This is a genomic window from Oceanobacter sp. 5_MG-2023 (genome assembly GCF_030548165.1).
In the GTDB taxonomy this organism is placed as follows: domain Bacteria; phylum Pseudomonadota; class Gammaproteobacteria; order Pseudomonadales; family Oceanobacteraceae; genus Oceanobacter.
Window position 1 is genome coordinate 144,119 of sequence record NZ_JAUORS010000005.1, and the last position, 23,301, is coordinate 167,419.

At 54.0% G+C, this 23,301-nt stretch carries 21 protein-coding genes; 9 read left to right on the plus strand and 12 right to left on the minus strand.

Translation table 11 applies throughout. The features are described 5' to 3' along the window. Positions 1 to 25 precede the first annotated feature (25 nt). A complete protein-coding gene (gene modB, locus Q4551_RS05300) occupies positions 26 to 712 on the plus strand; it encodes a molybdate ABC transporter permease subunit (protein WP_303432247.1) in 687 nt (228 codons plus the stop codon). After that, positions 709 to 1,905: a molybdenum ABC transporter ATP-binding protein gene (gene modC, locus Q4551_RS05305; protein WP_303432249.1), complete on the plus strand. Its 1,197-nt coding sequence runs from the start codon at positions 709 to 711 to the stop codon at positions 1,903 to 1,905. The genes modB and modC overlap by 4 nt, the downstream gene beginning before the upstream one ends. A 60-nt stretch (positions 1,906 to 1,965) precedes the next feature. Here the strand turns inward: modC and Q4551_RS05310 are convergent, their stop codons facing one another. The 12 genes from Q4551_RS05310 to nifH all read right to left on the minus strand — a co-directional run bounded on the left by Q4551_RS05310 (position 1,966) and on the right by nifH (position 10,494). Beyond that, positions 1,966 to 2,253, minus strand: a complete 288-nt coding sequence (locus Q4551_RS05310; protein WP_303432250.1) for a hypothetical protein — start codon at positions 2,251 to 2,253, stop codon at positions 1,966 to 1,968. Then, entirely contained in the window at positions 2,250 to 2,642 is a 393-nt protein-coding gene (locus Q4551_RS05315) for a bacteriohemerythrin (protein WP_303432252.1), read from the minus strand. Before Q4551_RS05315 ends, Q4551_RS05310 begins: the two co-directional genes overlap by 4 nt. After that, a complete protein-coding gene (locus Q4551_RS05320; protein ID WP_303432253.1) occupies positions 2,642 to 3,160 on the minus strand; it encodes a hypothetical protein in 519 nt (172 codons plus the stop codon). The genes Q4551_RS05315 and Q4551_RS05320 overlap by 1 nt, the downstream gene beginning before the upstream one ends. Positions 3,161 to 3,179: 19 nt before the next feature. Beyond that, positions 3,180 to 3,656, minus strand: a complete 477-nt coding sequence (locus Q4551_RS05325; protein WP_303432254.1) for a hypothetical protein — start codon at positions 3,654 to 3,656, stop codon at positions 3,180 to 3,182. A 2-nt stretch (positions 3,657 to 3,658) separates the two neighbouring features. Further along, entirely contained in the window at positions 3,659 to 4,072 is a 414-nt protein-coding gene (locus Q4551_RS05330; protein WP_303432256.1) for a NifB/NifX family molybdenum-iron cluster-binding protein, read from the minus strand. Then, the gene (locus tag Q4551_RS05335; RefSeq protein WP_303432258.1) at positions 4,065 to 4,805 is read right to left on the minus strand and encodes a 4Fe4S-binding leucine-rich repeat protein; all 741 of its coding nucleotides are present in this window, start codon (positions 4,803 to 4,805) and stop codon (positions 4,065 to 4,067) included. The genes Q4551_RS05330 and Q4551_RS05335 overlap by 8 nt, the downstream gene beginning before the upstream one ends. A gap of 10 nt (positions 4,806 to 4,815) precedes the next feature. Further along, positions 4,816 to 5,082, minus strand: a complete 267-nt coding sequence (locus Q4551_RS05340; protein WP_303432259.1) for a hypothetical protein — start codon at positions 5,080 to 5,082, stop codon at positions 4,816 to 4,818. Then, positions 5,079 to 5,801: a dinitrogenase iron-molybdenum cofactor N-terminal domain-containing protein gene (locus Q4551_RS05345; RefSeq protein WP_303432260.1), complete on the minus strand. Its 723-nt coding sequence runs from the start codon at positions 5,799 to 5,801 to the stop codon at positions 5,079 to 5,081. The genes Q4551_RS05340 and Q4551_RS05345 overlap by 4 nt, the downstream gene beginning before the upstream one ends. A gap of 1 nt (position 5,802) precedes the next feature. Continuing rightward, entirely contained in the window at positions 5,803 to 6,024 is a 222-nt protein-coding gene (gene nifT / locus Q4551_RS05350) for a putative nitrogen fixation protein NifT (RefSeq protein WP_303432262.1), read from the minus strand. A gap of 287 nt (positions 6,025 to 6,311) precedes the next feature. Continuing rightward, entirely contained in the window at positions 6,312 to 7,883 is a 1,572-nt protein-coding gene (gene nifK / locus Q4551_RS05355) for a nitrogenase molybdenum-iron protein subunit beta (protein WP_303432264.1), read from the minus strand. A gap of 101 nt (positions 7,884 to 7,984) precedes the next feature. Beyond that, on the minus strand, positions 7,985 to 9,463 hold the full coding sequence (gene nifD, locus Q4551_RS05360; RefSeq protein ID WP_303432265.1) for a nitrogenase molybdenum-iron protein alpha chain: 1,479 nt from the start codon (positions 9,461 to 9,463) through the stop codon (positions 7,985 to 7,987). Positions 9,464 to 9,609: 146 nt separating this feature from the next. Beyond that, on the minus strand, positions 9,610 to 10,494 hold the full coding sequence (nifH, locus tag Q4551_RS05365; protein ID WP_303432267.1) for a nitrogenase iron protein: 885 nt from the start codon (positions 10,492 to 10,494) through the stop codon (positions 9,610 to 9,612). 588 nt (positions 10,495 to 11,082) lie between these two features. Between nifH and Q4551_RS05370 the strand changes: the two genes are divergently transcribed. The 7 genes from Q4551_RS05370 to Q4551_RS05400 all read left to right on the plus strand — a co-directional run bounded on the left by Q4551_RS05370 (position 11,083) and on the right by Q4551_RS05400 (position 23,280). After that, on the plus strand, positions 11,083 to 11,934 hold the full coding sequence (locus tag Q4551_RS05370) for an SIR2 family protein (RefSeq protein WP_303432269.1): 852 nt from the start codon (positions 11,083 to 11,085) through the stop codon (positions 11,932 to 11,934). A 563-nt stretch (positions 11,935 to 12,497) separates the two neighbouring features. Beyond that, positions 12,498 to 13,769 (plus strand): glucose-1-phosphate adenylyltransferase, encoded by a 1,272-nt coding sequence (gene glgC / locus Q4551_RS05375; protein ID WP_303432271.1) that lies wholly within the window; start codon positions 12,498 to 12,500, stop codon positions 13,767 to 13,769. Positions 13,770 to 13,855: 86 nt separating this feature from the next. After that, complete coding sequence (locus tag Q4551_RS05380) at positions 13,856 to 15,583, plus strand: glycoside hydrolase family 57 protein (protein WP_303432272.1); 1,728 nt, start codon at positions 13,856 to 13,858, stop codon at positions 15,581 to 15,583. Positions 15,584 to 15,595: 12 nt separating this feature from the next. After that, positions 15,596 to 17,014, plus strand: a complete 1,419-nt coding sequence (gene malQ, locus Q4551_RS05385; RefSeq protein WP_303432274.1) for a 4-alpha-glucanotransferase — start codon at positions 15,596 to 15,598, stop codon at positions 17,012 to 17,014. Continuing rightward, positions 17,007 to 19,205: a 1,4-alpha-glucan branching protein GlgB gene (gene glgB, locus Q4551_RS05390; RefSeq protein WP_303432276.1), complete on the plus strand. Its 2,199-nt coding sequence runs from the start codon at positions 17,007 to 17,009 to the stop codon at positions 19,203 to 19,205. The genes malQ and glgB overlap by 8 nt, the downstream gene beginning before the upstream one ends. Then, the gene (gene glgA, locus Q4551_RS05395; RefSeq protein ID WP_303432277.1) at positions 19,202 to 20,668 is read left to right on the plus strand and encodes a glycogen synthase GlgA; all 1,467 of its coding nucleotides are present in this window, start codon (positions 19,202 to 19,204) and stop codon (positions 20,666 to 20,668) included. The genes glgB and glgA overlap by 4 nt, the downstream gene beginning before the upstream one ends. 20 nt (positions 20,669 to 20,688) lie before the next feature. After that, complete coding sequence (locus tag Q4551_RS05400; RefSeq protein WP_303432278.1) at positions 20,689 to 23,280, plus strand: glycogen/starch/alpha-glucan phosphorylase; 2,592 nt, start codon at positions 20,689 to 20,691, stop codon at positions 23,278 to 23,280. Positions 23,281 to 23,301: the final 21 nt, after the last annotated feature.

Consider the following 23,301-nt stretch of genomic DNA (forward strand, 5'->3'; position numbering starts at 1 on the left):
GGTATCGATGGAGAGTAATTTTTAAATGGATATTTCCAGTGAAGACCTCACCGCCGTTTGGTTGACGATCAAACTTGCCGTCCTGGTGACCGCGATTCTTTTACTGATCGCCACTCCTATTGCCTGGTGGCTGGCCCATACCCGCCACCCCTTACGCGGCCCCGTCAGTGCGCTGGTGGCGTTGCCACTGGTCTTGCCGCCCAGCGTGCTGGGGTTTTATCTGCTATTGACCATGGGGCCGCACGGCCCGATTGGTCAACTGACCCAAAGCCTGGGACTGGGAACCTTGCCGTTTACCTTTGCCGGTCTGGTGGTGGCATCGGTGTTTTATTCCCTGCCTTTTGTTGTGCAACCAATACAAAACGCACTGGAAGCCCTGGGCGAGCGCCCGCGGGAAGCCGCCGCTACTCTGGGGGCCGGGCCATGGGATACCTTCTTCCATGTGATCTTGCCTCTTGCGCGTCCCGGTTTTTACACCGCTGCCGTGTTGGGGTTTGCGCATACGATTGGCGAATTTGGTGTGGTACTGATGATCGGCGGTAATATTCCCGGTGTCACCCAGGTTATTTCTGTGCAGATTTATAATCATGTCGAAGCGCTGGAGTACGGCCGCGCCCACACCCTGGCTGGCGGTATGGTGGTGTTTTCCTTTGTAGTGCTACTGCTGTTATACGGATTTCGTCGCGATCAGGGAGCCAAACCACTGCTATGAATACTGTTACCAAACAAGAGCCTGCAGCAACCCGGGTCCAGGATGACCTGCGAGTTCGCTGTCATTTGCAGCGCCCGGATTTCACTCTGGATGTTGACCTGACCCTTCCGGGCCGGGGAGTCAGTGTGCTGTTTGGCCATTCCGGTTCAGGCAAAACCACGCTGTTACGCTATATCGCCGGGCTTGAACGAGCCAATGGCACTTTGCTGTTTAAAGACCAATGCTGGCAAGACGAACAGCATTTTGTACCGACCTTTCAACGGGCACTGGCCTATGTCTTCCAGGAATCCAGCTTGTTTGACCACCTCACCGCGGCCGGTAATCTGCAGTTTGCGATCAAGCGTGCTCGCGGCAAGGTCGACAAGGAGGATTTTGAACAGGCGATTGATTTGCTCGGTATCCACCACACCCTGAAGCGTTACCCTCACCAGCTTTCGGGCGGCGAACGCCAGCGGGTGGCCATTGCCCGCGCCTTACTCAGCAAACCACGTTTGTTACTGATGGATGAACCTCTGGCATCTCTGGATGAACGCCGCAAACAAGAGATCTTGCCCTGGCTTGAACGCCTGAAAACCCATCTGGATGTACCGATTGTGTACGTCACTCATTCCCCGGCAGAAGTCGCCCGGCTGGCCGATTATCTGGTGGCACTCAAGGATGGACGGGTGATTGCCAGTGGCACCTTGAATGACACCCTCACCCAAATCAATTCGCCGCTCCAGCAGGGGGAAGAAGCCAGCGTGGTACTGCAGGGTCATATCCGCGAGCGTGACCGCCACTGGCAATTGGTACGTATCGGTTTTGCCCACCCGGAACACAGCCAGGATGATGACGGCTCTATCTGGATCAGTGATCCGGAGGTTGGCAATCTCCCCCCGGATAGATCGACAGCCAGTGCCAGTGACAACACCGGCTCCCATGCCGACGATCTTGACCAGCCAGTGCGGGTACGGATTCTGGCCAGTGACGTCAGCCTGTCCCTGAGTCGCCATGATGACACCAGTATCGTCAACGCCCTGCCCTGCATTGTCGAAGCCATCAGTGACGATGAACACCATTCTCTGGCGCTGGTACGGGTCAAGGTGGGAGAAACTCTGCTGCTGTCACGCATGACACGACGTTCGGTGATGCACCTGGCGCTGACGCCCGGCAAAACGCTGTGGGCACAGGTAAAATCTGCAGCGCTGGTGTAACTTGCGGCAGCTGGATTGACGCTGGCGATAGCTGCCTGGCGTCAGTCCCTGCGCCGCGATTCAGTCACTTTCACCCCATAGATATTCGTCGATTTCTTTCATCAGGTAAGCATTGTCTTGCAGATTGGCCGCCAGCGCTTCTGCTTCCTCACGGCTGTAACCATGCAGGTTAAAACTGGTGGTGCCGGCCGTATCGCCATCGTAAAACAAGTGCACAAGAAGCAACCAATTGTCGGTTAGTCGGGTTGGTCGCAGCTCAACCGCTGCACGTAACTTGCCTTCCAGCTGCAGCAGATAATGGCTGCTGCTATCCAGGGCCGCAGCATTTACCGGTATATCCTTTGTCATAGCGGACTCCTTTTCAGGTACTCCACCAGTGCCGCATCCATGGTGCTGACGTGCAAATCAAACCAGCCGGGCAATTGCTCCAGCGCATAGGCGCGACCAAAGCGCACCCGCCCTGCTTCAACACGGGCACGGAAGTTGGTCATCTCGCCCAGCACCCGGTTATGCTCGCCCCGATGTTCGGCGCTGGCAGGATAACCGGATTGCATCATCAGGCTGTTTTCACGCTCAAAATGCTCGGCCAAGTGATCGGTCAGCTGGCCAAACTGCTGAATAAATGCAGCGCCGGAAGCGGCTTTCAGTTGTGCCAGTCGCTCGGTAAATTGCTGATGGTCGGCATCAATATCAGCGTGACCAAGCATTAACTGGGGAGTGGTTGGGTCAGTGGTCATTAACTATCATCATCCGCAAGGCTGAGAGCCATTTGATACACCACGCTACCACCCACTTCATCTCGTGGGTCCAGTAGCAATAATTTTGTCAGCACCTGTTCAGCCAGTTCGATATGCCCCGCCCGCAACGACACAAAACCCAGGGCTTTCAGGCTGTACAGGTACAAGCGCACCGGACCATGAATGCCCGTACCAGGCAGCTGGTCAAACGGTGGCGAGTCCGGACTTAATAAACGCCAGTCGGGCTGAAAACCCGCTTGTTGCGCGGCCCGCTGTAAAACCTGTCCAATCAGTTGTCGGGCAGCATCCAGACAGTTGGCATAGGCATACATTTTGTAGAGTGCGATTTGTACTTCCAGCTGATCCGGCAGATGCTCGGCAACCTGTTGCAACAGTCGTTCGGCCCGGTGCCAGTCACGGGCAATATCAATCGGTTCACGCAAAAGCCGCTGCACCTCCAGCGAGATCAGACCATCAGGACTCAAGGGGGCATCGTTAAACAGTTCTCGTACCAGCATGGTCAGTCGGACTCCCGAGTCAGGCGGCATTTACCGAAGTACTGGATTGGCGGGCAAGGGTTTCGGGCAGCAGTCCCTGCTGCCGAATCCAGCGTTTGAAGGCTTTCATCACTGGTCGTGTCAGCCGGGTTTCCGCCAACAAGCGCCGCTCGTAAACGGCCAGAGTCAGTGACGGGTCCAGCTCTGCCAACGATTCATCCGGCAATTCGGCTGCCTGGGATTGCACTCTGGCCCGATACAGACACTGGCGAGCGCGTACGATCAGCGCGTGCGTATCATCCCCCAGCAACTCGCCGGGCTGGTGTTTGACGGCATCGTAAAGCCAGCTCATTCGCACTTTTTCATGCCGGGGCATTTTGCATTTACCATCCAGTACCTTAAGCATCACGGTGGTGGCGCAATCCACTTGCTCTGGGGTCAAGGGGTGATTGATCACCCAGACGCGGACCTGTGCCTCGACGGTCAGCTCGGCAGACAAGGTTGGGTCAGTCAACATGGCTATGGCTCCCTTTTGACGGTGGTTGGCTGCTGTGCCAGACAGCGATCGCGATATTCGTGCAATGATTCTTCGATCCCCAGATACGCATAGTCAGAGACCGGCTCGACTCCAACAGCACGAAGCTTGTCGGCTGGGCCGTCACCCACACGAGCCACCAGCACGGCGTCGCAGTCCTTGATCGTGGTCAGGATATCGGCCATGGCGGCATGATCCGCGCTATGGCCGTGGCAATACAGTCCAACGTCTCGCTGCTCCTGCCGCTCAATCCCTGCCTGGCTCAATTGATAGATAATAAAGTGACGGGCGTGACCAAAGTGCTGATTGATCGAGATATCATCCTTGCTGGCAACCGCTACGCGCCAGCTGGATGATGCTACCGGCCCAGTCCCAGGCACAGATATCGACTCAGACACGAACGTTTAACCGCGCCGCAGCCGCTTCCCGGACTTCGCTGTCGTCGTCATCCAGAACCGGGGTCAGGGCATCCAGCGGAGCATTGGCCACCGCTTCCAGTCGCACGGTCCAGTCCGGGTCATCAAGCAGCACCACGACGTCCGGCCCCTGTAGCCGGGACGCAACAATACGGCGTACTTCCGGTTCCGGGTCGTAAGCCATCATGACCAGACTTTCTTCCGGCAGGCGTTTAGCCACCATCTTGCGCACCTGGCGGTCTTCATCTCGCATAAAGCGGAACAGTCGTCCTTCCGGCAGGCGTTGAACGACATAGGCTCGCACCAGGTAATCACGATCAACCGCCATTTTTTCCAGCTGTTCCAGCGGCAAGCGATCGGCCACGGTAATACGCACTTCCCGGTCTTCGTCGTTCATCAGGGCGTGCAGTTGCTCTCGCGGCAGACGATAGGCAACGGCTCGGCGCACCGCTTCGTCAGAATCCGTCACCAGTTGGTTCAGGTCGTCCAGCGGCGCATATCGAACCGCGATGGCGCGCCGCTCCCAAAAGGCATCGGCGAGGTAATGCCGTGCCAGCTCTGGGTTAAAACGTAAGAAACGATCCATTTGCCGACCGCTATCTACCGCAATACAGGCATCTCCCGGGATGCAGCGCCCTGCCAGTAGCAGATTGGCGCGATAGCGACAACGGCGACAGTCACCAATGGGAGTGAGATTCTCGGTATCGGAATTCATGCTGGCTCCGCTAGTCGTCAATAATTTCGGCAAATACGATCCCGGAAGCGACTTCAACATCCCGCGTCAGGGTCGAGCAATGATCACGGGAATCGACCAGAAACACGTTGAATCCCGGCCTTTCCAGGTAGGGAAACGGGTAGTTGATATCGTCATCGAAGCACCAGGTAAAGTGCATGCCCTTGTACTGTTCACGCAGCTCGAGCAGCGTTTTTTCACTCAAACCCTGCTGTTCGACATAGTCAAAAATCGCTTGCAGTTGATGGCGGTTACTCATGATGAACTCTCCTGCTGTCTGGCCCAGGTCGCCCGTGCGGACGCTTCCATAATTTTTAACAACCAGGGTGGTGGCGTTTGATCCAGCACCCGTTGAAACTCAGCCATCATGGCTGTGGCAGCCCGAGGTGTACCGGATTTGACCGGGTGCAAACCAGCATTCACAACCTTGGCGCTGGCAAGGCCGCCAATGGTCAGTGCACATAACACATGGCAATCACGGATCAGATTGGCTCTGGCGCTGTGCTTGTCACCCTTGTATTGCTCAACCAGCACTCTCGGGGCTGGTACTTCACGAACATCAATCAGACGAACTTCCAGTGCCGATACCTGATAAACCAGAAAACGTTCACAGGTGCCAAACGGGCCATCGACACGATCACCACGATTGGAGGCACAGGCAATACGCACAGATCCTGGCATATCACCTTCCTGATAAGGCTGTGGTGAGGGCACCGACTGGCGCATATCCACACCTTGACCACGTAACAGCGCAATCACTTGGCGCAGGGTGTCATCGTCGACCGGTTTTAATGCGCCTCGACCAGCCTGGCGCAGGCGATTCAGACGCAAGCGTCCAAGCCGTTGTGGCGTCAGCGGCAACCCTACCGCCCGGATCAGGATATCCATCCATTCAGCCAAAGCGATATCGGGCAACAACCGCGATGCCATCCCAATCCGCAGCGCGACGTGGTCGGTTAACCCTGACGCCGCGGCCACCTCAAGCCTCCGCGCCGCGTTTTGCCCGGACGGTCAGAGGCAAGTCCGGTTTACCTGGCAAGGTAGCTATGATGTAGCTGGAGCCATCGCCCAGGGTCAGTTCCCCTCCCCAGGCATCGGCGGAATCAAATTCGATAGTGGTAATAATATCTTCCTGGTCTTTCTTCGGGACATACAGGGTCAGTTCACCCTTGTCGTTTTCGCGCAGCATGATATTGGGCATGGGAGTCATCCTAGGTATTGTCATTCATGAGTTCAGCCACTGTTTACGATCTGCATGCGCTGATAAATCTCCTTACAGAGCACGCCATGCGCGATTCAGTGTGACCAGAAGGTATATTGAGGCATCCGTTACAACTGGAGATCCAGCTGGCGGAAACCAGAAAACCACGAGTGCCAGAGGCAACTCGCGGTTTCAACAACTGACCATCAGCGACCAGCGACAGGGCAACCCCGCGCAGGTCCAGCGGTAACACCCCACTAACAGGTGTTACCGCAACCGACTGGCGATTATCTGACCAGGTCGTAGTTATAATCAGTTGTTTGCATGCCACGAGTGTCGTCATCCAGACGTTCCAGCACAGAGTTAACCAGTGTGGTCAGAATCTGCATGGCACCTTCATAGCCGAGGGTAGTTTGGCGATGCAGGTGGTGACGGTCGAAGATCGGGAAGCCGATACGGATCAGCGGTACTTCGAACTCTTTGCCTTTGTAAAGCGTGTCACGCTGGATGAACTTGCCGTAGCTGTTACCAATCATGAAATCTGGCTTGTTGGTGAATACCAGTGAGCGCATATGCCACAAATCCTTACCGACATGAACTTCACAGTCAGCACCTTGTGGGTAATTGGCCAGCATGGCGTCCATCATTTTTTTCCAACGCTTGTTACCGTTGTTGGCAAGAATATGAGTTGGTTCACAGCCCAGTTCCAACAGGAAGTGAGTCATGCCTTCGACATAATCCGGATCACCCCACAAGGCAAATTTCTTGCCGTGCAACCAGGTGTGTGAATCCGTCATCATATCGACCAGACGACCCCGTTCTTTTTCCAGAGAGGCGGCAATCGGCTTGCCGGTGATTTCGCTGACTTTCATCAGGAATTCGTCGGTCCAGCCCAGACCCATCGGGATCTTCAGCGCAGGTACGGCATGCTTCCAGGTGTTCTTGACGTACTTGGTGGTTTTGGTCAGCTGGTTAGGCTGCAACATGATGGTGTTCAGCGCGTTAGGCGCATCTTTCACTTCATCCTGAGTGGTGCCACCAGCGTACATGCGGAACTGGCCATCAGCCGGGGTATCCAGTACTTCATCCGGATCAGACAGCAGGGTGAAATCGACATCCATCTCTTTCATCATGCGTTTGATAACGCGGTAGTTACCCAGATAGGTTTCAAAGCCTGGTACCAGGTTCAACTTGCCGTTGCTACCCACTACCTTGTCTTCCATGTAGTTCAGGGTGAAGTAGCGGGCAATACCTTCAAACATATTGTCCCAACCAGTCACATGCGAACCCACAAACGATGGTGTATGTGCGAATGGTGTTGGGTACTCCTGCGGCACGTGTCCTTCTTTTTTGGAGTTATTGATAAAGGCGTTAAGGTCATCACCAATAACTTCTGCCATGCAGGTGGTTGACACGGCAATCATGTCTGGCTTGTAAGTTGCCTTACAGTTTTCCAGACCGTCTTTCATGTTTTGCTGGCCACCAAATACTGCGGCGTCTTCTGTCATTGAGTCAGAAACACAAGCCACTGGCTCTTTGAAGTGACGGTTGAAGTAGGTACGGAAGTACGCCACACAACCCTGGGAACCGTGTACGTAAGGCATGGTTTTTTCAAAACCCAGGGCACACAGAACAGCTCCCAGTGGCTGACAAGCCTTGGCCGGGTTGACGGTCAGGGCTTCACGCTGGAAGTTCAGCTCCTTGTACTCTTCAGAGGTGGTCCACATGAAGGTTTCGTCAATTTTTTCCTGACTGTGGGCTTCTTCGAAACTGGCTTTCTTGTTGCTCAGTGACTCTTTGTAATCATCATCACGGAACAGCGGATAGCTTGGTTTAATGTTGTCTACTGACTGGCTCATAAGAGTCCTCCTCTCCCGCGCCACTAATCTGTGGTCTGGCGGGTAAATGGGATGATTCAGATGAGGGCAACCACGCCCTCACCCGTTCGTGCATCGGGAAATCAGGCGCTTGCTGCCACAGCGGAGTCTTCCGCTTCGGTTTTCTTCCATGGCGCAGCCAGCATTTTCCAGCAAGGGTTATTCAGGGTCATATCCATGTCGCGGGCGAAGATGGCGAAACCATCAAAGCCGTGATACGGGCCGGAATAATCCCAGGAGTGCATTTGACGGAAAGGCACGCCCATTTTCTGGAAGATGTATTTTTCCTTGATGCCGGAACCGATCAGGTCTGGTTGGACCTTTTTCACGAACTCTTCAAATTCGTAACCAGTCACATCATCGTACAGCAGGGTGGAGTCACCCATTTCTTTCAGAGTACGGTCGTAATCATCGTTGTGACCGAATTCATAACCGGTACCAACCACTTCCATACCCAGATCTTCATAGGCACCAATCACGTGACGAGGACGCAAGCCACCGATGTACAGCATGACGCGCTTGCCTTCCAGGCGTGGACGGTACTTGGCGATCACGGCTTCCCATTCTGGTTGGTACTTGGCAATCACTTCTTCACACTTGGCCTGGATGCTTTCGTCAAACTGGGCAGCAATCTTGCGCAGTGACTCACAGGTTTTGGTAGGGCCGAAGAAGTTGTATTCCATCCACGGAATCTTGTACTTCTCTTCCATGTGACGGGAGATGTAGTTCATTGAGCGATAGCAGTGAACCAGGTTCAGTTTCACTTTTGGCGTCAATTCGATCTCAGAGATGGTGCCATCACCAGACCATTGCGCCACAACTCGCAAGCCCATTTCTTCCAACAGGATACGGGAAGACCAGGCATCACCACCGATGTTGTAATCGCCGATAATGGCAACGTCGTATGGTGTGGTTTCAAAACTGTTGTCTTCGTCACGGGCACCCAGTGCCCAGTCACGGACGGCATCGTTGGCAATGTGGTGACCCAGGGACTGGGAAACGCCACGGAATCCTTCACAACGAACCGGTACAACTGTCTTGCCGTGCTCGGCGGTTTTCTTTTTGGAGACCGCTTCAATATCGTCACCGATCAGACCGATCGGGCACTCGGATTGAATGGAAATCCCTTTGTTCAGCGGGAACAGGGTTTCGATTTCATCGATCAGCTTGGACAGTTTTTTGTCACCACCGAAGACGATGTCTTTTTCCTGAAAATCCGAGGTAAAGTTCATGGTCACAAAGGTGTTCACCCCTGTGGTACCGATGTAGTAGTTACGACGTCCTGCACGGCTGTATTGACCACAACCAACCGGGCCGTGAGAGATATGGATCATGTCCTTGATAGGACCCCATACCACACCCTTGGAACCAGCATAGGCACAACCACGAATGGTCATTACACCGGGCAAGGATTTTTTGTTGGACGTAATACATTTCTTGGATTGTTCGAGTTCAGGGTCGTTTGGAGTCAAGTGCTTGGCGCGGTCTTTTTTGGCTTTTTCTGGATAGACCTCAAGCACTTCCTGAATCAACGATTCTACTTCATCGCGGGACATGGCCATGGTGAGCCTCCTTCAAGTTAATAACGGGTAACAGACCGGGTTGCGCAAGTGAGGGGGTACCTGCGCAACACGGGTTCCGATAGGACCAATCTGTCCTATCCCGAGCATGGGCAGCCAACTCAGGAGAGTCAGCTCAGCCCGACCGCTTAAGCTTCGGCAGCGAGCTCAGCAGCAGTTTTACCGACGACAGAAGCGTCTTCTTCTTCCATGATGCCGAATTCCATCAACAACTCTTCCAGCTCATCCATAGTCACAGGCTGTGGAATAACCAGTTTTTTGTTGTCGATGATTTTGTTGGCCAGGGCACGATACTCATCCGCTTGTTTAGCGGTTGGATCGTACTCAATCACAGTCATACGACGGATTTCTGCACGCTGTACTACGTTGTCACGTGGGATGAAGTGGATCATCTGAGTGCCGATTTTGGCAGCCAGTGCTTCGATCAGCTCATCTTCACGGTCAGTGTTACGAGAGTTACAGATCAGGCCAGCCAGACGAACACCGCCGGAGTTGGCATATTTCACGATGCCTTTGGAGATGTTGTTGGCTGCATACATAGCCATCATCTCGCCAGAGCATACGATGTAGATTTCTTGCGCTTTGTTTTCACGAATTGGCATGGCGAAACCACCACACACCACGTCACCCAGTACGTCATAGAAAACGAAATCCAGATCGTCTTCGTAAGCGCCTTCTTCTTCCAGGAAGTTAATGGCCGTGATAACACCGCGACCGGCACAACCAACACCTGGCTCTGGACCACCGGATTCAACGCAACGGATATCGCCGTAGCCGGCTTTCAGTACGTCTTCCAGTTCCAGATCTTCCACGGTGCCTGCTTCAGCAGCCATTTCCATAATGGTGTTCTGAGCTTTGGAGTGAAGGATCAAACGAGTGGAGTCTGCTTTTGGATCGCAGCCAACAATCATTACTTTTTTGCCAGCTTCTGCCAGAGCAGCCACCAGATTCTGAGTGGTAGTGGACTTACCGATACCGCCTTTGCCATAAATGGCGCATTGACGCATAGCCATAGTCTGTATCTCCTGTAAATTTCCGAGCGAGGACCTTTACCCTTAAGGGTTCGGGGAGGCAGGCAACCGTGCTTCGTTGGCACTACTGATAACAAATCAGTCGCTTCCGGCATTTACCGAAAGCCTGTGCTGCCTGTTCACCAGTCCAATACTGCAGACCTCATGCCATTCCGAATAAAATATATAAGTAATTGTTTTTTAAGTTATTTTTATTTTTGTTAAGGATTTATTATCAGTATGTATCACGACAACAACAGTGACGATGTACTACACCCAACAAACAATTTGTCGGGTTTTGACGATTCTATTGATGTCAGATTATTGTCATATATCGATCGCCATATCCGGGGATAAAAAGTCTATATAAGTAGCTATATCTGAATGTCGTCTTTACGCCAAAAAACAGCCGTACGGTTGCTTTGCTACACAAAAAAACAAGGCCGGGAGGAGAGAAATTCAGCGGCCACAGGGCGCAGACAGCCGATCTGGCGGAACAGACTGGCCCGCCATCAATCTGGCCTGAATATTGAAGCAGTCACGGTAACGCTCAAGCGATTTATCCAATATGACGACAGAGAGGAATCCCACATGGCAAGCTCGGAGCTTCTGCAAACACTGACCAACGGTCTGCGTACAGGGCAGATCATTCCGTACCTGGGTGCGGAAACATTAAACGGTGTCGTAGAAACCACCACTGGCGAAGCGATTCCTGCCGACAGTGACAGTCTGATACTGGCAATGAATGGCGGTAAACCCATGGCCCCGCGACTGATGTATGAATTCCCCCGTGCGGCGATGAACCTGGAAAACAAAAAGGGCCGCAAATTTATCGAGCGCTTTCTGACCACCCAGTATGGCGAACGCCAATGGACCCAGTCCCCCTTCCACCAGTGGCTGGCGGATATGGAACTGCCTTACATTGTTGATATCAATCGCGACACCCAGCTGCAGAATGCCTATCAGGGCCGCCCCCATACCCTGATCGTAGGTATCTCTCGTATCGCTGGCACCGACTATCGTTTCCGGATTTTCCAGTCCGATGGCAGTGACTACAGCGAAATAGACCAAGACAGCGTCGACAGCCAATTGCCGATCCTGTTCAAGCCCATGGGTACTCCGGTCCCCGAGCCTTGTTATATCGCTTCTGACGCCGACTATGTTGACTACATCACTGAACTGATGGGAGGTTTCGCCATTCCTGGTTTCCTCAAACAATACCGTCAGGGCAAACAATACCTGTTTGCTGGTATGCGGATGCAACGGGACACCGAACGCATGGTGTTGAGCGACATTATGTACAGCGCTGGCGAACCGGCGGGCTGGGTCTTGATGCCCGAACCCAATGATAAAGAACGTCGCTTCTGCGACAAAAAGAACCTGGTGATTGTTGAAGCCGATTTCAGTGAACTGATGGCCGAAGCACAAGCACTGACGGCTTGATACCTTGTTGATAGCTTGATACCTGTTGCCCTTATTGGACCCGTACCAATGGGCTTCAGCCCTCTCAGCCTAATCGTGGTGGGTGAGAGGGCTGATATTGACTCCTCATTTCTGTTCTCACCATCCTCTCTGTTGTCGTATTACTGACCCGGCCCCGGGCCTTCTCCCCCATACAGTCTTCCGTGCTTCTGCCCTGGATAACACACCATAAGACCTTTCAGCACGCCCCTCTTGCCTTATCCAACTTGCCTTGTTTTGTCATACAAAAAGACTATACCTTGACATAGTGGGTAATCCTGTTCAAAAACAGCTTGGAGCCTTGCCGTTGACAGGTATAACTACATAAGCAAACACTTGAAGCGGTCATCAGGAAAGCGGATGCTAATAACAAGGCAAACGCTGGCAGCGGATGTCCAGCTCATCAAACCAGCCTCTTTGCGCGATCATTGTAAGTAACCCGACATCCCTTGGAGCACCTGTCTTCCATCAGGGCTCAGGGACAAGGAATCAAGGCCCGGACGCCTTACCGGCCGGTGCCAGCACCTCGGCAAAAGGATAACCATATGCTCAAGAGCTACGATGATGCACCATTAACAACCGACCTCTCTCGTAAAACCCTGGCCCTGGTTCTGGCCGGTGGTGAAGGCAGCCGATTAAAACAGCTCACTCGCTGGCGGGCCAAACCGGCGGTTCCTTTTGGTGGCAAATACCGCATTATCGATTTTGTATTGTCGAACTGTGTTAACTCAGGTATTCGCAAAATCAGTGTGGTTACCCAGTACAAATCCCACTCGCTGATTCGTCACGTCCAGCGGGCCTGGTCTTTCATGCGTTATGAAGTGGGTGAGTTTGTTGAACTGATGCCCGCCCAGCAACGTATCGATAAAGGCTGGTACAAAGGTACCGCCGATGCCATTTATCAGAATCTCGACATCCTGCGCCATCACACCCCCAACTATGTGCTGATACTTGGTGGTGACCATATTTATTCCATGGACTACACCCGCATGTTGGCCGCCCACCAGCAATCCGGTGCCGATGTCACGGTCGGTTGTGTCGAAGTTCCCCTTGAAGAAGCCTCCGACTTCGGGGTGATGTCGATCGACGAAAACATGAAAGTCACCCGTTTCAGCGAAAAGCCCGCCAACCCGGAATGTATTCCCGGCAAACCAGAATCAGCGCTGGCCTCCATGGGCATTTATGTCTTCTCCAGTGATTTTCTTTACCGCACCCTGATTGACGATAACGACAACCCGGATTCCTCCCGCGATTTCGGCAAGGACATTATTCCCGGCGTAATATCACGGCATAATGTCCAGGCCTTCCCATTTACGGATGAAGCCAGCGGTAAACCGGCTTACTGGCGGGATGTTGGCACTTTGCAGGCGTTCTGGAAGGCCAATATCGATCTCTGCAGCATCACCCCGGAGCTGAACCTCTATAACCGCGACTGGCCAGTCTGGACGTATCAGCCACAATTACCTCCCGCCAAATTCACCTTCGATGACGAAGGTCGCCGGGGTGAGGCCATCGACTCGCTGGTCGCTGGTGGTTGCATTATTTCCGGTGGCAGAATCAAGCGCTCGATCATTTCCAGTGACTGCCGGATTCACAGCTACTGTCATGTCAAAGACACCGTCATGCTGCCAAACGTCAATGTACATCGTTATTGTCGCATCCAGAATGCGGTGATTGACAAGGATTGCGAAATACCGGAAGGCACCATTATTGGTGAAGATCCCGAAGCCGACCGTCAGCGCTTTTACGTCGATGAATCCGGCATCGTGCTGGTCACGCCCGATATGTTGGGGCAAAGCATCCATATGACCCGCTGATCCGGTAGATAAACTGACGGCCAAAGCCTCACGACAGCCCCATACCGACAACACCCTGGAACCTGTTTCCATAACGGACCGTTCATATGCAGCCAAACAAGATCAAACTGGTTATTTGCTGGCACATGCATCAGCCTCACTATCGTGACGGGCTTGATGGCCAGTATCGCCTGCCGTGGGTTTACCTGCATGCCATCAAGGATTATTCCGATATGGCTGCCCATCTGGAAAACAATCCGGCGGCCCGCGTAGTCGTCAACTTCGCCCCGGTGTTACTGGAACAGCTGGATGACTATGCCATCCAGATGCGCCAATGGCTGGCCGATGCCCAACCCACCGGCGACCTGCTGCTGAACCTGGTCGCTGGCGCCAGCCCTGTCACCGATGACCTCGCGGCCCGGCTGGATATTCTGCAATCGTGCAGCAAGGCCTTTGCCCCAACCATGATTGATCGCTTTCCACCGTTCCGCAAACTGCTGGATATGGCCCAGGGTGATCAGATCACCACGATCGACGATGCGCACAGCCTGTCGTATTTCAATCGTGATTTTTTTACCGACCTGCTGGTCTGGTATCACCTTGCCTGGATGGGACATTCCCTGCGCCTGCGAGATGAACGGGTTGGACAACTGATCAACAAGGGCCTGGCAGAAGAGCACTTTAATCACGACGACCAGCGCACTCTGGTGTCCATCATGGCGGACATCCTTGAAGACATTGTGCCCCGTTACCGCCAGTTACAGGATAGCGGCCAGATTGAAATATCCATGACGCCATACGGCCATCCGATTGTGCCGCTGCTGATTGATTTTAATACCACCCGTGATGCCATGCCGGACGCCGCCTTGCCAGAGCATCCGGGTTATCCCGGCGGTTATGAGCGTGCCCGCTGGCATATGCAGCACGGTATTGAGCAATTCCGGCATTTCTTTGGGCGCGCACCCTCCGGGGTCTGGTTGTCCGAAGGGGCGGTATCCAGTGCCGCGGTCGGCTTGCTCGATGAATTTGATATTCGCTGGACCGCTTCCGGTGAAGGCGTCTGGCGGCATTCCTGTGAAGCCTCCCAGCTGGATATCCACGATATCTCCTCCAAACGGGCACTCTATCAACCGATGCGCCACAACGATCAACAATGTGCATTGTTTTTCCGCGATGACGGCATGTCGGACCTGATTGGTTTTGAATACAAAAGCTGGGACCCGCAAGACGCCGCCAACAACTTTGCCCACAATCTCGACAACATCGCCAACCACCTTGGTGACCAGGTCGACCAGCATGTGGTTGCGGTGATTCTGGATGGCGAAAACCCCTGGGAATATTACCCGGACAACGGCTACACCTTCCTCGAAACTCTCTACCAGACCCTGACCGAGCATCCGCGTATCGCCATGACAACCTTCTCCGATGCCCTTGACCAGAATGCCTGCGTGCGTGATTTACCAGTGCTCAAGGCTGGCAGCTGGGTGTATGGCAGTTTCTCAACCTGGATTGGCGACAAGGACAAAAACATCGGCTGGGACTTGCTGGTAGAAGCCAAGCAGGTGTTTGATCAGGTCGTTGCCAGCCAGCAACTCAGTGACGATGAACAAACCATTGCCACCCACCAGCTGGCGGTCTGTGAAGGCTCCGACTGGTTCTGGTGGTTTGGTGACTACAACCCGGCCGACTCGGTTCGTGACTTTACCCTGCTTTATCAGCGCCACCTGGAAAAACTGTATCAGCTGCTGAAGCAGCCGATACCCGACAACCTTGACCGCTTACAGACTGGTGGTGGCAGTCACTCCAACCATTCAGGCACCATGATTCGCAACTGAACAGGGATGATGATGGCTAATACAACCGCAAGCACTGCGCCCAAGATACAACCGGATCCACGCTCACGCTGTGCCGGAGTGCTGCTGCACCCAACCTCGTTGCCATCCGGCAAACTGGATGAATCGGCCTGGTTGTTTCTCGACTGGATGCAAGCCGCTCATTTGACGGTGTGGCAAATGTTGCCCTTGATGGAACCTCTGGACGGCCTGTCACCCTATCAGGGTGTCTCGGCCTTCGCCCTCAATCCTGCCCTGTTGCCGGATCATTGGCAAAACCAGATCGACCCTCAGGCGCTGGCGGCATTTATCGCCAATCCACCACACTGGCTGCAACCTTACGCCCGTTTCACATTACTGAAACAGCTGCATGACGGCAGCGCCTGGAACCAGTGGCCCGATGTCTACAAATTCCGTGACCCACAGGCTCTGGCCGATCTGGATCAACACTATGCTGACGAACTGCACGCCATTGTCAGCCAACAGTTCGCCTTGATCCAGTGCTGGCAGCAGCTGAAACACGCAGCCAATACCCGAGGCATCCAACTGTTTGGGGATATGCCGATTTTTGTTGCCTACGACAGCGTCGATGTCTGGAGCAATCCGGACGAATTCAAGCTCGACGACAACCTCAACCCTACCGTTGTCACTGGTGTGCCACCGGATTATTTTTCTGCCACGGGCCAGCGTTGGGGCAACCCTCATTACCACTGGCCTCATATGGAAGCCAACGGCTTTTATTGGTGGCGACAACGTATGGCCTGGAGTCTGGAGCTGTTTGACCTGGTGCGTATTGATCATTTCCGCGGTCTGGAAGCCAGCTGGGAGATTGCCGTCAGCGAGCCAACCGCCATGACAGGCAACTGGGTTAAAGCCCCCGGACACGCTCTGCTCTCGGCACTACAAGCCACCCATGACCCACTGCCAGTAATCGCCGAAGATCTCGGAATCATTACCCCGGAAGTGGTGGCACTGAAAGAGGCCTTTGGTTTGCCCGGTATGTCGGTACTGCAATTCGGTTTTAATGGCTTGCCCGACAACCCTCACGCACTGACCGAACAGGTCGAAAATTCGGTGGTTTATACGGGTACCCACGATAACGAAACCACCCTTGGCTGGTGGCAAGCCCTACAGGATGACGGCCAGAAACACTGGATTCTGTCGCAGCTCGACCTCCATGTCGGTGAGATGCCCTGGCCGCTGATCGATGCCGCGCTTCAATCACCTGCCTATATGGCCATTATGCCGCTACAGGACTTTCTCGGACTGGATAACCAGTCCAGAATGAACACTCCCGGCACCATCGTCGATAATTGGCACTGGCGTTATCAACCACAACAACTGACTGAGGCGCTGGCACAACGGATTGCCACCCTGGTCGATCGCTGTGAACGTTACCCTGCCGAGCAAGAGAAACAGAAACCTCATGACTGAAACAACCGCCGTGTCACAACACCTGCAATGGCTGGAAAACGGCGAACATCCGGACCCTTTCCGTTTTCTGGGTTTGCATCAGGATGACCAGGGCTGGCTTGTCCGGGTCTGGTTGCCCGGTGCCCGTTACGCCTGGCTGGAACAGCAACCACTGCAACCGCTGTCGGATAGCGGTTGTTTTGTTGCCCGTCTCAATAAGGCCCAATACCAGCAGCTACCAGAACATTACCGCGTTGCCTGGCAAGAAGACGACGCCATTCGCCATGAAATCACTTCTCCCTGGTCTTTTTCCCGCCAAGCGGGAGACCTCGATCTGCATCTGTTTGCCGAAGGTCGCCACTGGCAAATCTATAATCTGTTAGGTGCTCACCCACGCTGTATTGATGGCATCGACGGCGTGTATTTTGCTGTTTGGGCACCCGCAGCCAAACGGGTCTCGGTGATTGGCAGCTTTAATAACTGGCATGGCCTGCGCCACCCGATGCGCCCTTGTGATGGTTCCGGCATCTGGGAACTGTTTATCCCCGGCCTGCACCCCGGTGATCTCTATAAATTTGAAATTCTCAGTGGCCATACCAATACCCTGCGCATCAAGACCGATCCTTACGCCCGGCAGATGGAACTGCGCCCGGAAACCGCTTCCGTCGTTTGTCGCAGTCAATATGCCTGGCAAGACAAGCAATGGCTGACGCAGCGGGCTGCGGCCGACTGGCAACACCAGCCCATCAGTATTTATGAGCTGCACCTTGGTTCCTGGGCGCGGGATAATCAGGGCCACTTTCTCAATTACCGTGAACTGGCCCAGCGGCTGGTGGGCTATTTGCAACACACGGGCTTTACCCATGTTGAGCTACTGCCCATTGCCGAACACCCTCTCGACCAGTCCTGGGGCTATCAGACCTCCGGGTATTACGCTCCGACCAGTCGCTTTGGTCATCCCGATGATCTGCGCTTTCTGATCGACCTGTTGCACCAACACCAGATAGGTGTCTTCCTCGACTGGGTACCAGCCCACTTCCCACGGGATGACTTTGCTCTCGCCCGCTTCGATGGCACCGCGCTGTACGAACACGCTGATCCGCGTCAGGGTGAGCATCTGGAATGGGGCACCTATATTTTTAACTACGGCCGTAACGAGGTACGTAATTTCCTCATTGCCAATGCCCTTTACTGGTTGCAGGAGTTCCACCTCGATGGCCTGCGGGTTGATGCCGTGGCCTCCATGCTGTGCCTTGACTACGCCCGGGAAGAAGGCCAATGGTTACCCAATCGCTATGGCGGCAACGAAAATCTGGAAGCGATTGAATTCATCAAGACCCTCAACCACGAAGTACACGCCCAATGCCCCGGAGCCCTGATGATGGCAGAAGAGTCCACCTCCTGGCCGATGGTTTCGCGCCCGACCTGGATGGGTGGGCTGGGCTTCTCCATGAAGTGGAATATGGGCTGGATGAACGACACGCTGAGCTATTTCAAACAAGACCCTATTTACCGCAGCCATCACCATAACCAGCTGACGTTTAGCCAGATGTACGCCTACACAGAAAACTTCGTCTTGCCGTTGTCCCACGATGAAGTAGTGCATCTGAAAAATTCACTGGCAGGTAAAATGCCTGGGGATAACTGGCAGAAAATGGCCAACCTGCGGCTATTACTGGCCTGGCAATGGCTGAACCCCGGCAAAAAACTGCTGTTTATGGGGGGCGAACTGGGCCAGTGGACTGAATGGAACGAAGCCGTTTCCCTCGATTGGCATCTGCTCAACTACCCGGATCATCAAGGGATCCAGCAGCTGGTGTGTGACCTCAACCACCTGTACCGCCAGGCACCGGCGTTGCATCAGTACGAGTTTGAACAACAGGGATTCGAATGGATCGACTGCAATGATTCCCAGCACTCACTGCTGAGTTTTATCCGCAAAGGCGACCACGAATGCATGGTCTGTCTGTTCAACTTTTTACCGCTACCACGCCAGCATTATCCGGTTGGCATGCCGCACGCCGGCAGCTGGCAAGAAACCCTGAATACCGATGCCGGACTGTACGGCGGCAGTAATGCCGGTAATCAGGGCATCGTTTATACACAAGAGCAACCGCTTATGGGTCAACCCTGTTCCGCGCTGGTGACATTACCACCACTTGGCGCAGTGGTACTGACATACCAGGATTACAAGGGTCCTCATCCTTCATGAATATATTGTTTGCCACCTCTGAAATTCATCCGGTGATCAAGACCGGCGGTCTGGCGGATGTATCGGGAGGTTTGCCGAATGCTTACTCCCGTCTCGACAACCAGGTACGTGTTGTACTGCCGGGTTACCTCGCGGTATGGGAAAAACTGACCCAGGTTCGCAAAATTGCCGCGTTCCAGATTCACACCAGTTTTTACAGTCACTCCGTGATCATCAAAGAGGCCTGCTGCAAAGGCATCGATGTTCCGCTATGGATTGTCGATATTCCTGAACTGTTCGACCGTCCAGGGAATCCTTACCTGGCCGATGATGGCCGGGACTGGTGGGACAATGGCGAACGTTTCGGGGTGTTCTCCCGCATTGTTGCCGAGCTGGCCATGGACAAACACGGCATCGGCTGGCGCGCCGACCTGGTTCAGGCCAACGACTGGCAAACCGGCCTGGTACCGGCTTACCTCGCCGAAGAAAGCCAGCCTCCGGCCACTATTTTTACCATCCACAACATGGCTTATCAGGGCAATTTCCCCAACAGCCTGTTTAATTATCTCAACCTGCCCTGGCACTGGTGGAACGCCGAAGGTGGTATCGAATTCCATGGCCAGATGTCGATGCTCAAAGCCGGTATCGAGATGGCTGACTGGGTCACTACCGTCAGCCCCACCTACGCCCAGGAAATCACTCTGCCGGAATTTGCTTACGGGCTGGAAGGTGTGATGGCCCGCAAACAGCGCGAAGGCCGTTTGGTTGGCATTATTAACGGCATTGACGAGGATGTCTGGAACCCTGAGACCGACCGTCTGATCAGCCGTACCTACAGCGCCAAAAAAGGCCGGGTAGCGGCCAAGGCCGATAACAAGAAGGCCTTGCTTAACCATTTTGGCTGGCATGAATCCGAAATCGATCTCAAGGTCCCGGTGATTGGAATGGTCGGCCGTCTGGTCTGGCAGAAAGGCGTGGATCTGGTACTGGATCTGATTCCACAAATGCTTGAGCAGCACAATGCCATCTTTCTGGTACTGGGCAGCGGTGATCGCCAGCACCACGAAGCCCTGCAGCGACTGGCCATCAATTATCCGCGCCGGGTGCTGGTTTATCTGGGCTATTCAGAAGCACTGGCTCACCTAGTCGAAGCCGGGTCCGATATGTTCCTGATGCCCTCCCGTTTTGAGCCGTGTGGCCTCAACCAGATTTACAGCCTGATGTACGGTACTCCACCTATCGTGCACAGCACCGGCGGCCTCGCCGATACCGTGGTGAATGCCACCAAGGAACACCTCGATGACGGCACCGCCACCGGCTTTGTTTTTTACGACCCCAGCCTGCATGCCCTGAAATCAACCCTACAGCATGCCCTGCACCTGTTTGGCAAAAAACGGACTTGGCAAAAGCTGCAAAAACAAGGCATGCAACAGCATTTTGGCTGGCAGAACAGCGCCCAACACTATCTGAACCTGATTCAGTAATTCAGCAGGAGAGCTTTATTATGTCGGCACACATTCCCGCGACAACCCCGAATGCCCTGTCTCCGCAAGAACAGCGCCAGTTAATAGAAGACTTGCTCAAGAAGGTCGGCATGAACGTGACCGACATCGAAGAAGACTTTGTTGACTACCTCTACAACACACTGGGGCGCAACCTGGCCTCGGAGCCGGATTACCACTACAAGGCGCTGGCCTACGCCGTGCGCGATCGCCTGATGAAACTGTGGAAGCAAACCTGGGCCGGCTACCATCAGGAAAAAAGCAAAAAAGCCTATTACCTGTCGATGGAGTTTTTGATCGGCCGCTCTTTAAGCAACAACATGCTCAACCTCGGCATTGAGAACAAGGTTGATCAGGCCCTGTACAAACTGGGCCTGTTGTTGGAACACGTTGAAGATGCCGAAGCCGATGCCGGTCTTGGTAACGGGGGCCTGGGCCGTCTGGCCGCCTGCTTCATGGACTCCTGCGCTACCTTGAGCCTGCCGGTGATGGGCTACGGCCTGCGTTATGAATACGGCATGTTCAAACAGCTGATCCAGAATGGCCATCAGATCGAAGCCCCTGACCATTGGCTCGGTTACGACAACTACCCCTGGGAGTTCCCGCGGCGGGAATATACCCGCGTGGTCCGCTTTGGTGGCGTCTCGCGCCCTTACCGCGACCACCAGACCAATCGCCTGGAAGTGCGCTGGGAAGATACCGAAGAAGTACTGGCCGTGCCGTATGACGTCCCCATTCCGGGCTACAAGAATGGCATTGTCAACACCTTGCGCCTGTGGTCTGCCCAGGCCACCGAAATCTTTGATTTTTCTGAATTCAACCGGGGGTCTTATTTCGAAGCCGTATCTTCCAAAGCCGAAGCAGAAAACATCACCATGGTGTTGTACCCCAATGACACCAGCGAAAACGGCAAGGAGCTGCGCCTGAAGCAGCAGTACTTCCTTGTCTCGGCATCACTGCAGGATGTGGTCAGCCAGTGGATCGAACAACACGGCCACAATATGGACGATTTCGACGACCATAATGTTTTCCAGCTGAACGATACCCACCCCAGCCTGGCGGTCGCAGAGCTGATGCGTATTCTGCTCGATGATATGGAATTCGACTGGGACAAGGCCTGGGCCATCACCAGCCGCTGTATGGCCTATACCAACCACACCTTGCTGCCAGAAGCCCTGGAACGCTGGCAGGTATCACTGTTCCAGAAACTGCTGCCGCGCCTGCTCGATATTATTTATGAAATCAACACCCGCTTCCTGAAGCAGGTAGCGATGAAATGGCCTGGTGACAACAACCGTTTACGGCAGATGTCCCTGATTGATGAACACGACAACGTGCGGATGGCCTACCTCGCCATTGTTGGCAGTTTTTCCGTCAATGGCGTAGCCGCCCTGCATTCCCAGTTATTAAAAGATGGACTGTTCAACGATTTCTACCAGCTCTGGCCAGAGAAATTCAACAACAAAACCAATGGCGTGACCCAACGGCGCTGGATTGCCAGCTCCAACCCCGGCTTGCGCCAACTGCTGGGAGAAACCATTGGCGACAACTGGATCACCCATCTCGACGAACTGGCCGCCATTGAGCAATATATTGACGATCGGGCTTTCCGTCAGTCCTGGCGGGACGTCAAACGTGATAACAAAAAACGTCTGGCACAGCTGGTACAACAGGATACCGGCGTGGTGTTCAACCCGGATGCCATGTTCGATGTGCAGGTCAAGCGGATTCACGAGTACAAGCGCCAACTGCTCAACGTATTACATGTGATCCATCTGTATGCCCGTATCAAGCGCGGCGATACCCACAACTGGACCAATCGTTGTGTACTGATCGGAGGTAAAGCGGCACCGGGCTACTTTATGGCCAAGACCATTATCAAGCTGATCAACAACGTTGCCGAAATTATCAACAACGACCCGGAAATCGGCGACAAGCTGAAACTGGCCTTTATCCCCAACTACCGGGTATCGGTGATGGAAATCATCGCACCGGGCACCGACCTGTCGGAACAGATTTCCACCGCAGGCAAGGAAGCATCGGGCACCGGCAATATGAAGTTCATGATGAACGGTGCTGTCACCATTGGTACTCTGGATGGAGCCAATGTTGAGATTCTGGAGGCCGCCGGTGAAGACAACTTCTTCCTCTTTGGCCTGAAGACCAGCGAGGTTGCCGAACTGCGCCACCACTATCATCCACAGACCTATATCGATCAGGACCCTGATCTGCAAACTGTCTTCGAGTTGCTGGAATCCGGTCACTTCAATCACTTTGAGCCAGGGCTGTTCGACGACCTGATCAATGGCATGAAATCCGCCAATGACCCTTGGGTGACACTGGCCGACTTCCGCAGCTTTGTCGATGCCCAGCAACATGCCGCCAATGCCTTCCGTAACGTCGAGCACTGGACCGACATGAGCATTATCAACGCGGCTCGCAGTGGCATGTTTTCCACTGATCGCACCATCAGTCAGTACAACGAGGAAATCTGGAAACTGACACCGATTGGAGAACAACCAACAGCAACCGCGGCGACATCCACATCAACAAGCGGCAAGAAGAAAAAGAAAAAAGAAGAGAAGCGGCGTTAAGGCAGGAAAGCTGCCTGGGCA

What these genes read in the sequence shown, in the direction of transcription:
- modB (WP_303432247.1), top strand. Translation starts at nt 26, where the DNA reads ATGGATATTTCCAGTGAAGACCTCACCGCCGTTTGGTTGACGATCAAA.
- modC (WP_303432249.1), top strand. Translation starts at nt 709, where the DNA reads ATGAATACTGTTACCAAACAAGAGCCTGCAGCAACCCGGGTCCAGGAT.
- Q4551_RS05310 (WP_303432250.1), bottom strand. Translation starts at nt 2,253, where the DNA reads ATGACAAAGGATATACCGGTAAATGCTGCGGCCCTGGATAGCAGCAGC.
- Q4551_RS05315 (WP_303432252.1), bottom strand. Translation starts at nt 2,642, where the DNA reads ATGACCACTGACCCAACCACTCCCCAGTTAATGCTTGGTCACGCTGAT.
- Q4551_RS05320 (WP_303432253.1), bottom strand. Translation starts at nt 3,160, where the DNA reads ATGCTGGTACGAGAACTGTTTAACGATGCCCCCTTGAGTCCTGATGGT.
- Q4551_RS05325 (WP_303432254.1), bottom strand. Translation starts at nt 3,656, where the DNA reads ATGTTGACTGACCCAACCTTGTCTGCCGAGCTGACCGTCGAGGCACAG.
- Q4551_RS05335 (WP_303432258.1), bottom strand. Translation starts at nt 4,805, where the DNA reads ATGAATTCCGATACCGAGAATCTCACTCCCATTGGTGACTGTCGCCGT.
- Q4551_RS05340 (WP_303432259.1), bottom strand. Translation starts at nt 5,082, where the DNA reads ATGAGTAACCGCCATCAACTGCAAGCGATTTTTGACTATGTCGAACAG.
- nifT (WP_303432262.1), bottom strand. Translation starts at nt 6,024, where the DNA reads ATGCCCAATATCATGCTGCGCGAAAACGACAAGGGTGAACTGACCCTG.
- nifK (WP_303432264.1), bottom strand. Translation starts at nt 7,883, where the DNA reads ATGAGCCAGTCAGTAGACAACATTAAACCAAGCTATCCGCTGTTCCGT.
- nifD (WP_303432265.1), bottom strand. Translation starts at nt 9,463, where the DNA reads ATGGCCATGTCCCGCGATGAAGTAGAATCGTTGATTCAGGAAGTGCTT.
- nifH (WP_303432267.1), bottom strand. Translation starts at nt 10,494, where the DNA reads ATGGCTATGCGTCAATGCGCCATTTATGGCAAAGGCGGTATCGGTAAG.
- Q4551_RS05370 (WP_303432269.1), top strand. Translation starts at nt 11,083, where the DNA reads ATGGCAAGCTCGGAGCTTCTGCAAACACTGACCAACGGTCTGCGTACA.
- glgC (WP_303432271.1), top strand. Translation starts at nt 12,498, where the DNA reads ATGCTCAAGAGCTACGATGATGCACCATTAACAACCGACCTCTCTCGT.
- Q4551_RS05380 (WP_303432272.1), top strand. Translation starts at nt 13,856, where the DNA reads ATGCAGCCAAACAAGATCAAACTGGTTATTTGCTGGCACATGCATCAG.
- malQ (WP_303432274.1), top strand. Translation starts at nt 15,596, where the DNA reads ATGGCTAATACAACCGCAAGCACTGCGCCCAAGATACAACCGGATCCA.
- glgB (WP_303432276.1), top strand. Translation starts at nt 17,007, where the DNA reads ATGACTGAAACAACCGCCGTGTCACAACACCTGCAATGGCTGGAAAAC.
- glgA (WP_303432277.1), top strand. Translation starts at nt 19,202, where the DNA reads ATGAATATATTGTTTGCCACCTCTGAAATTCATCCGGTGATCAAGACC.
- Q4551_RS05400 (WP_303432278.1), top strand. Translation starts at nt 20,689, where the DNA reads ATGTCGGCACACATTCCCGCGACAACCCCGAATGCCCTGTCTCCGCAA.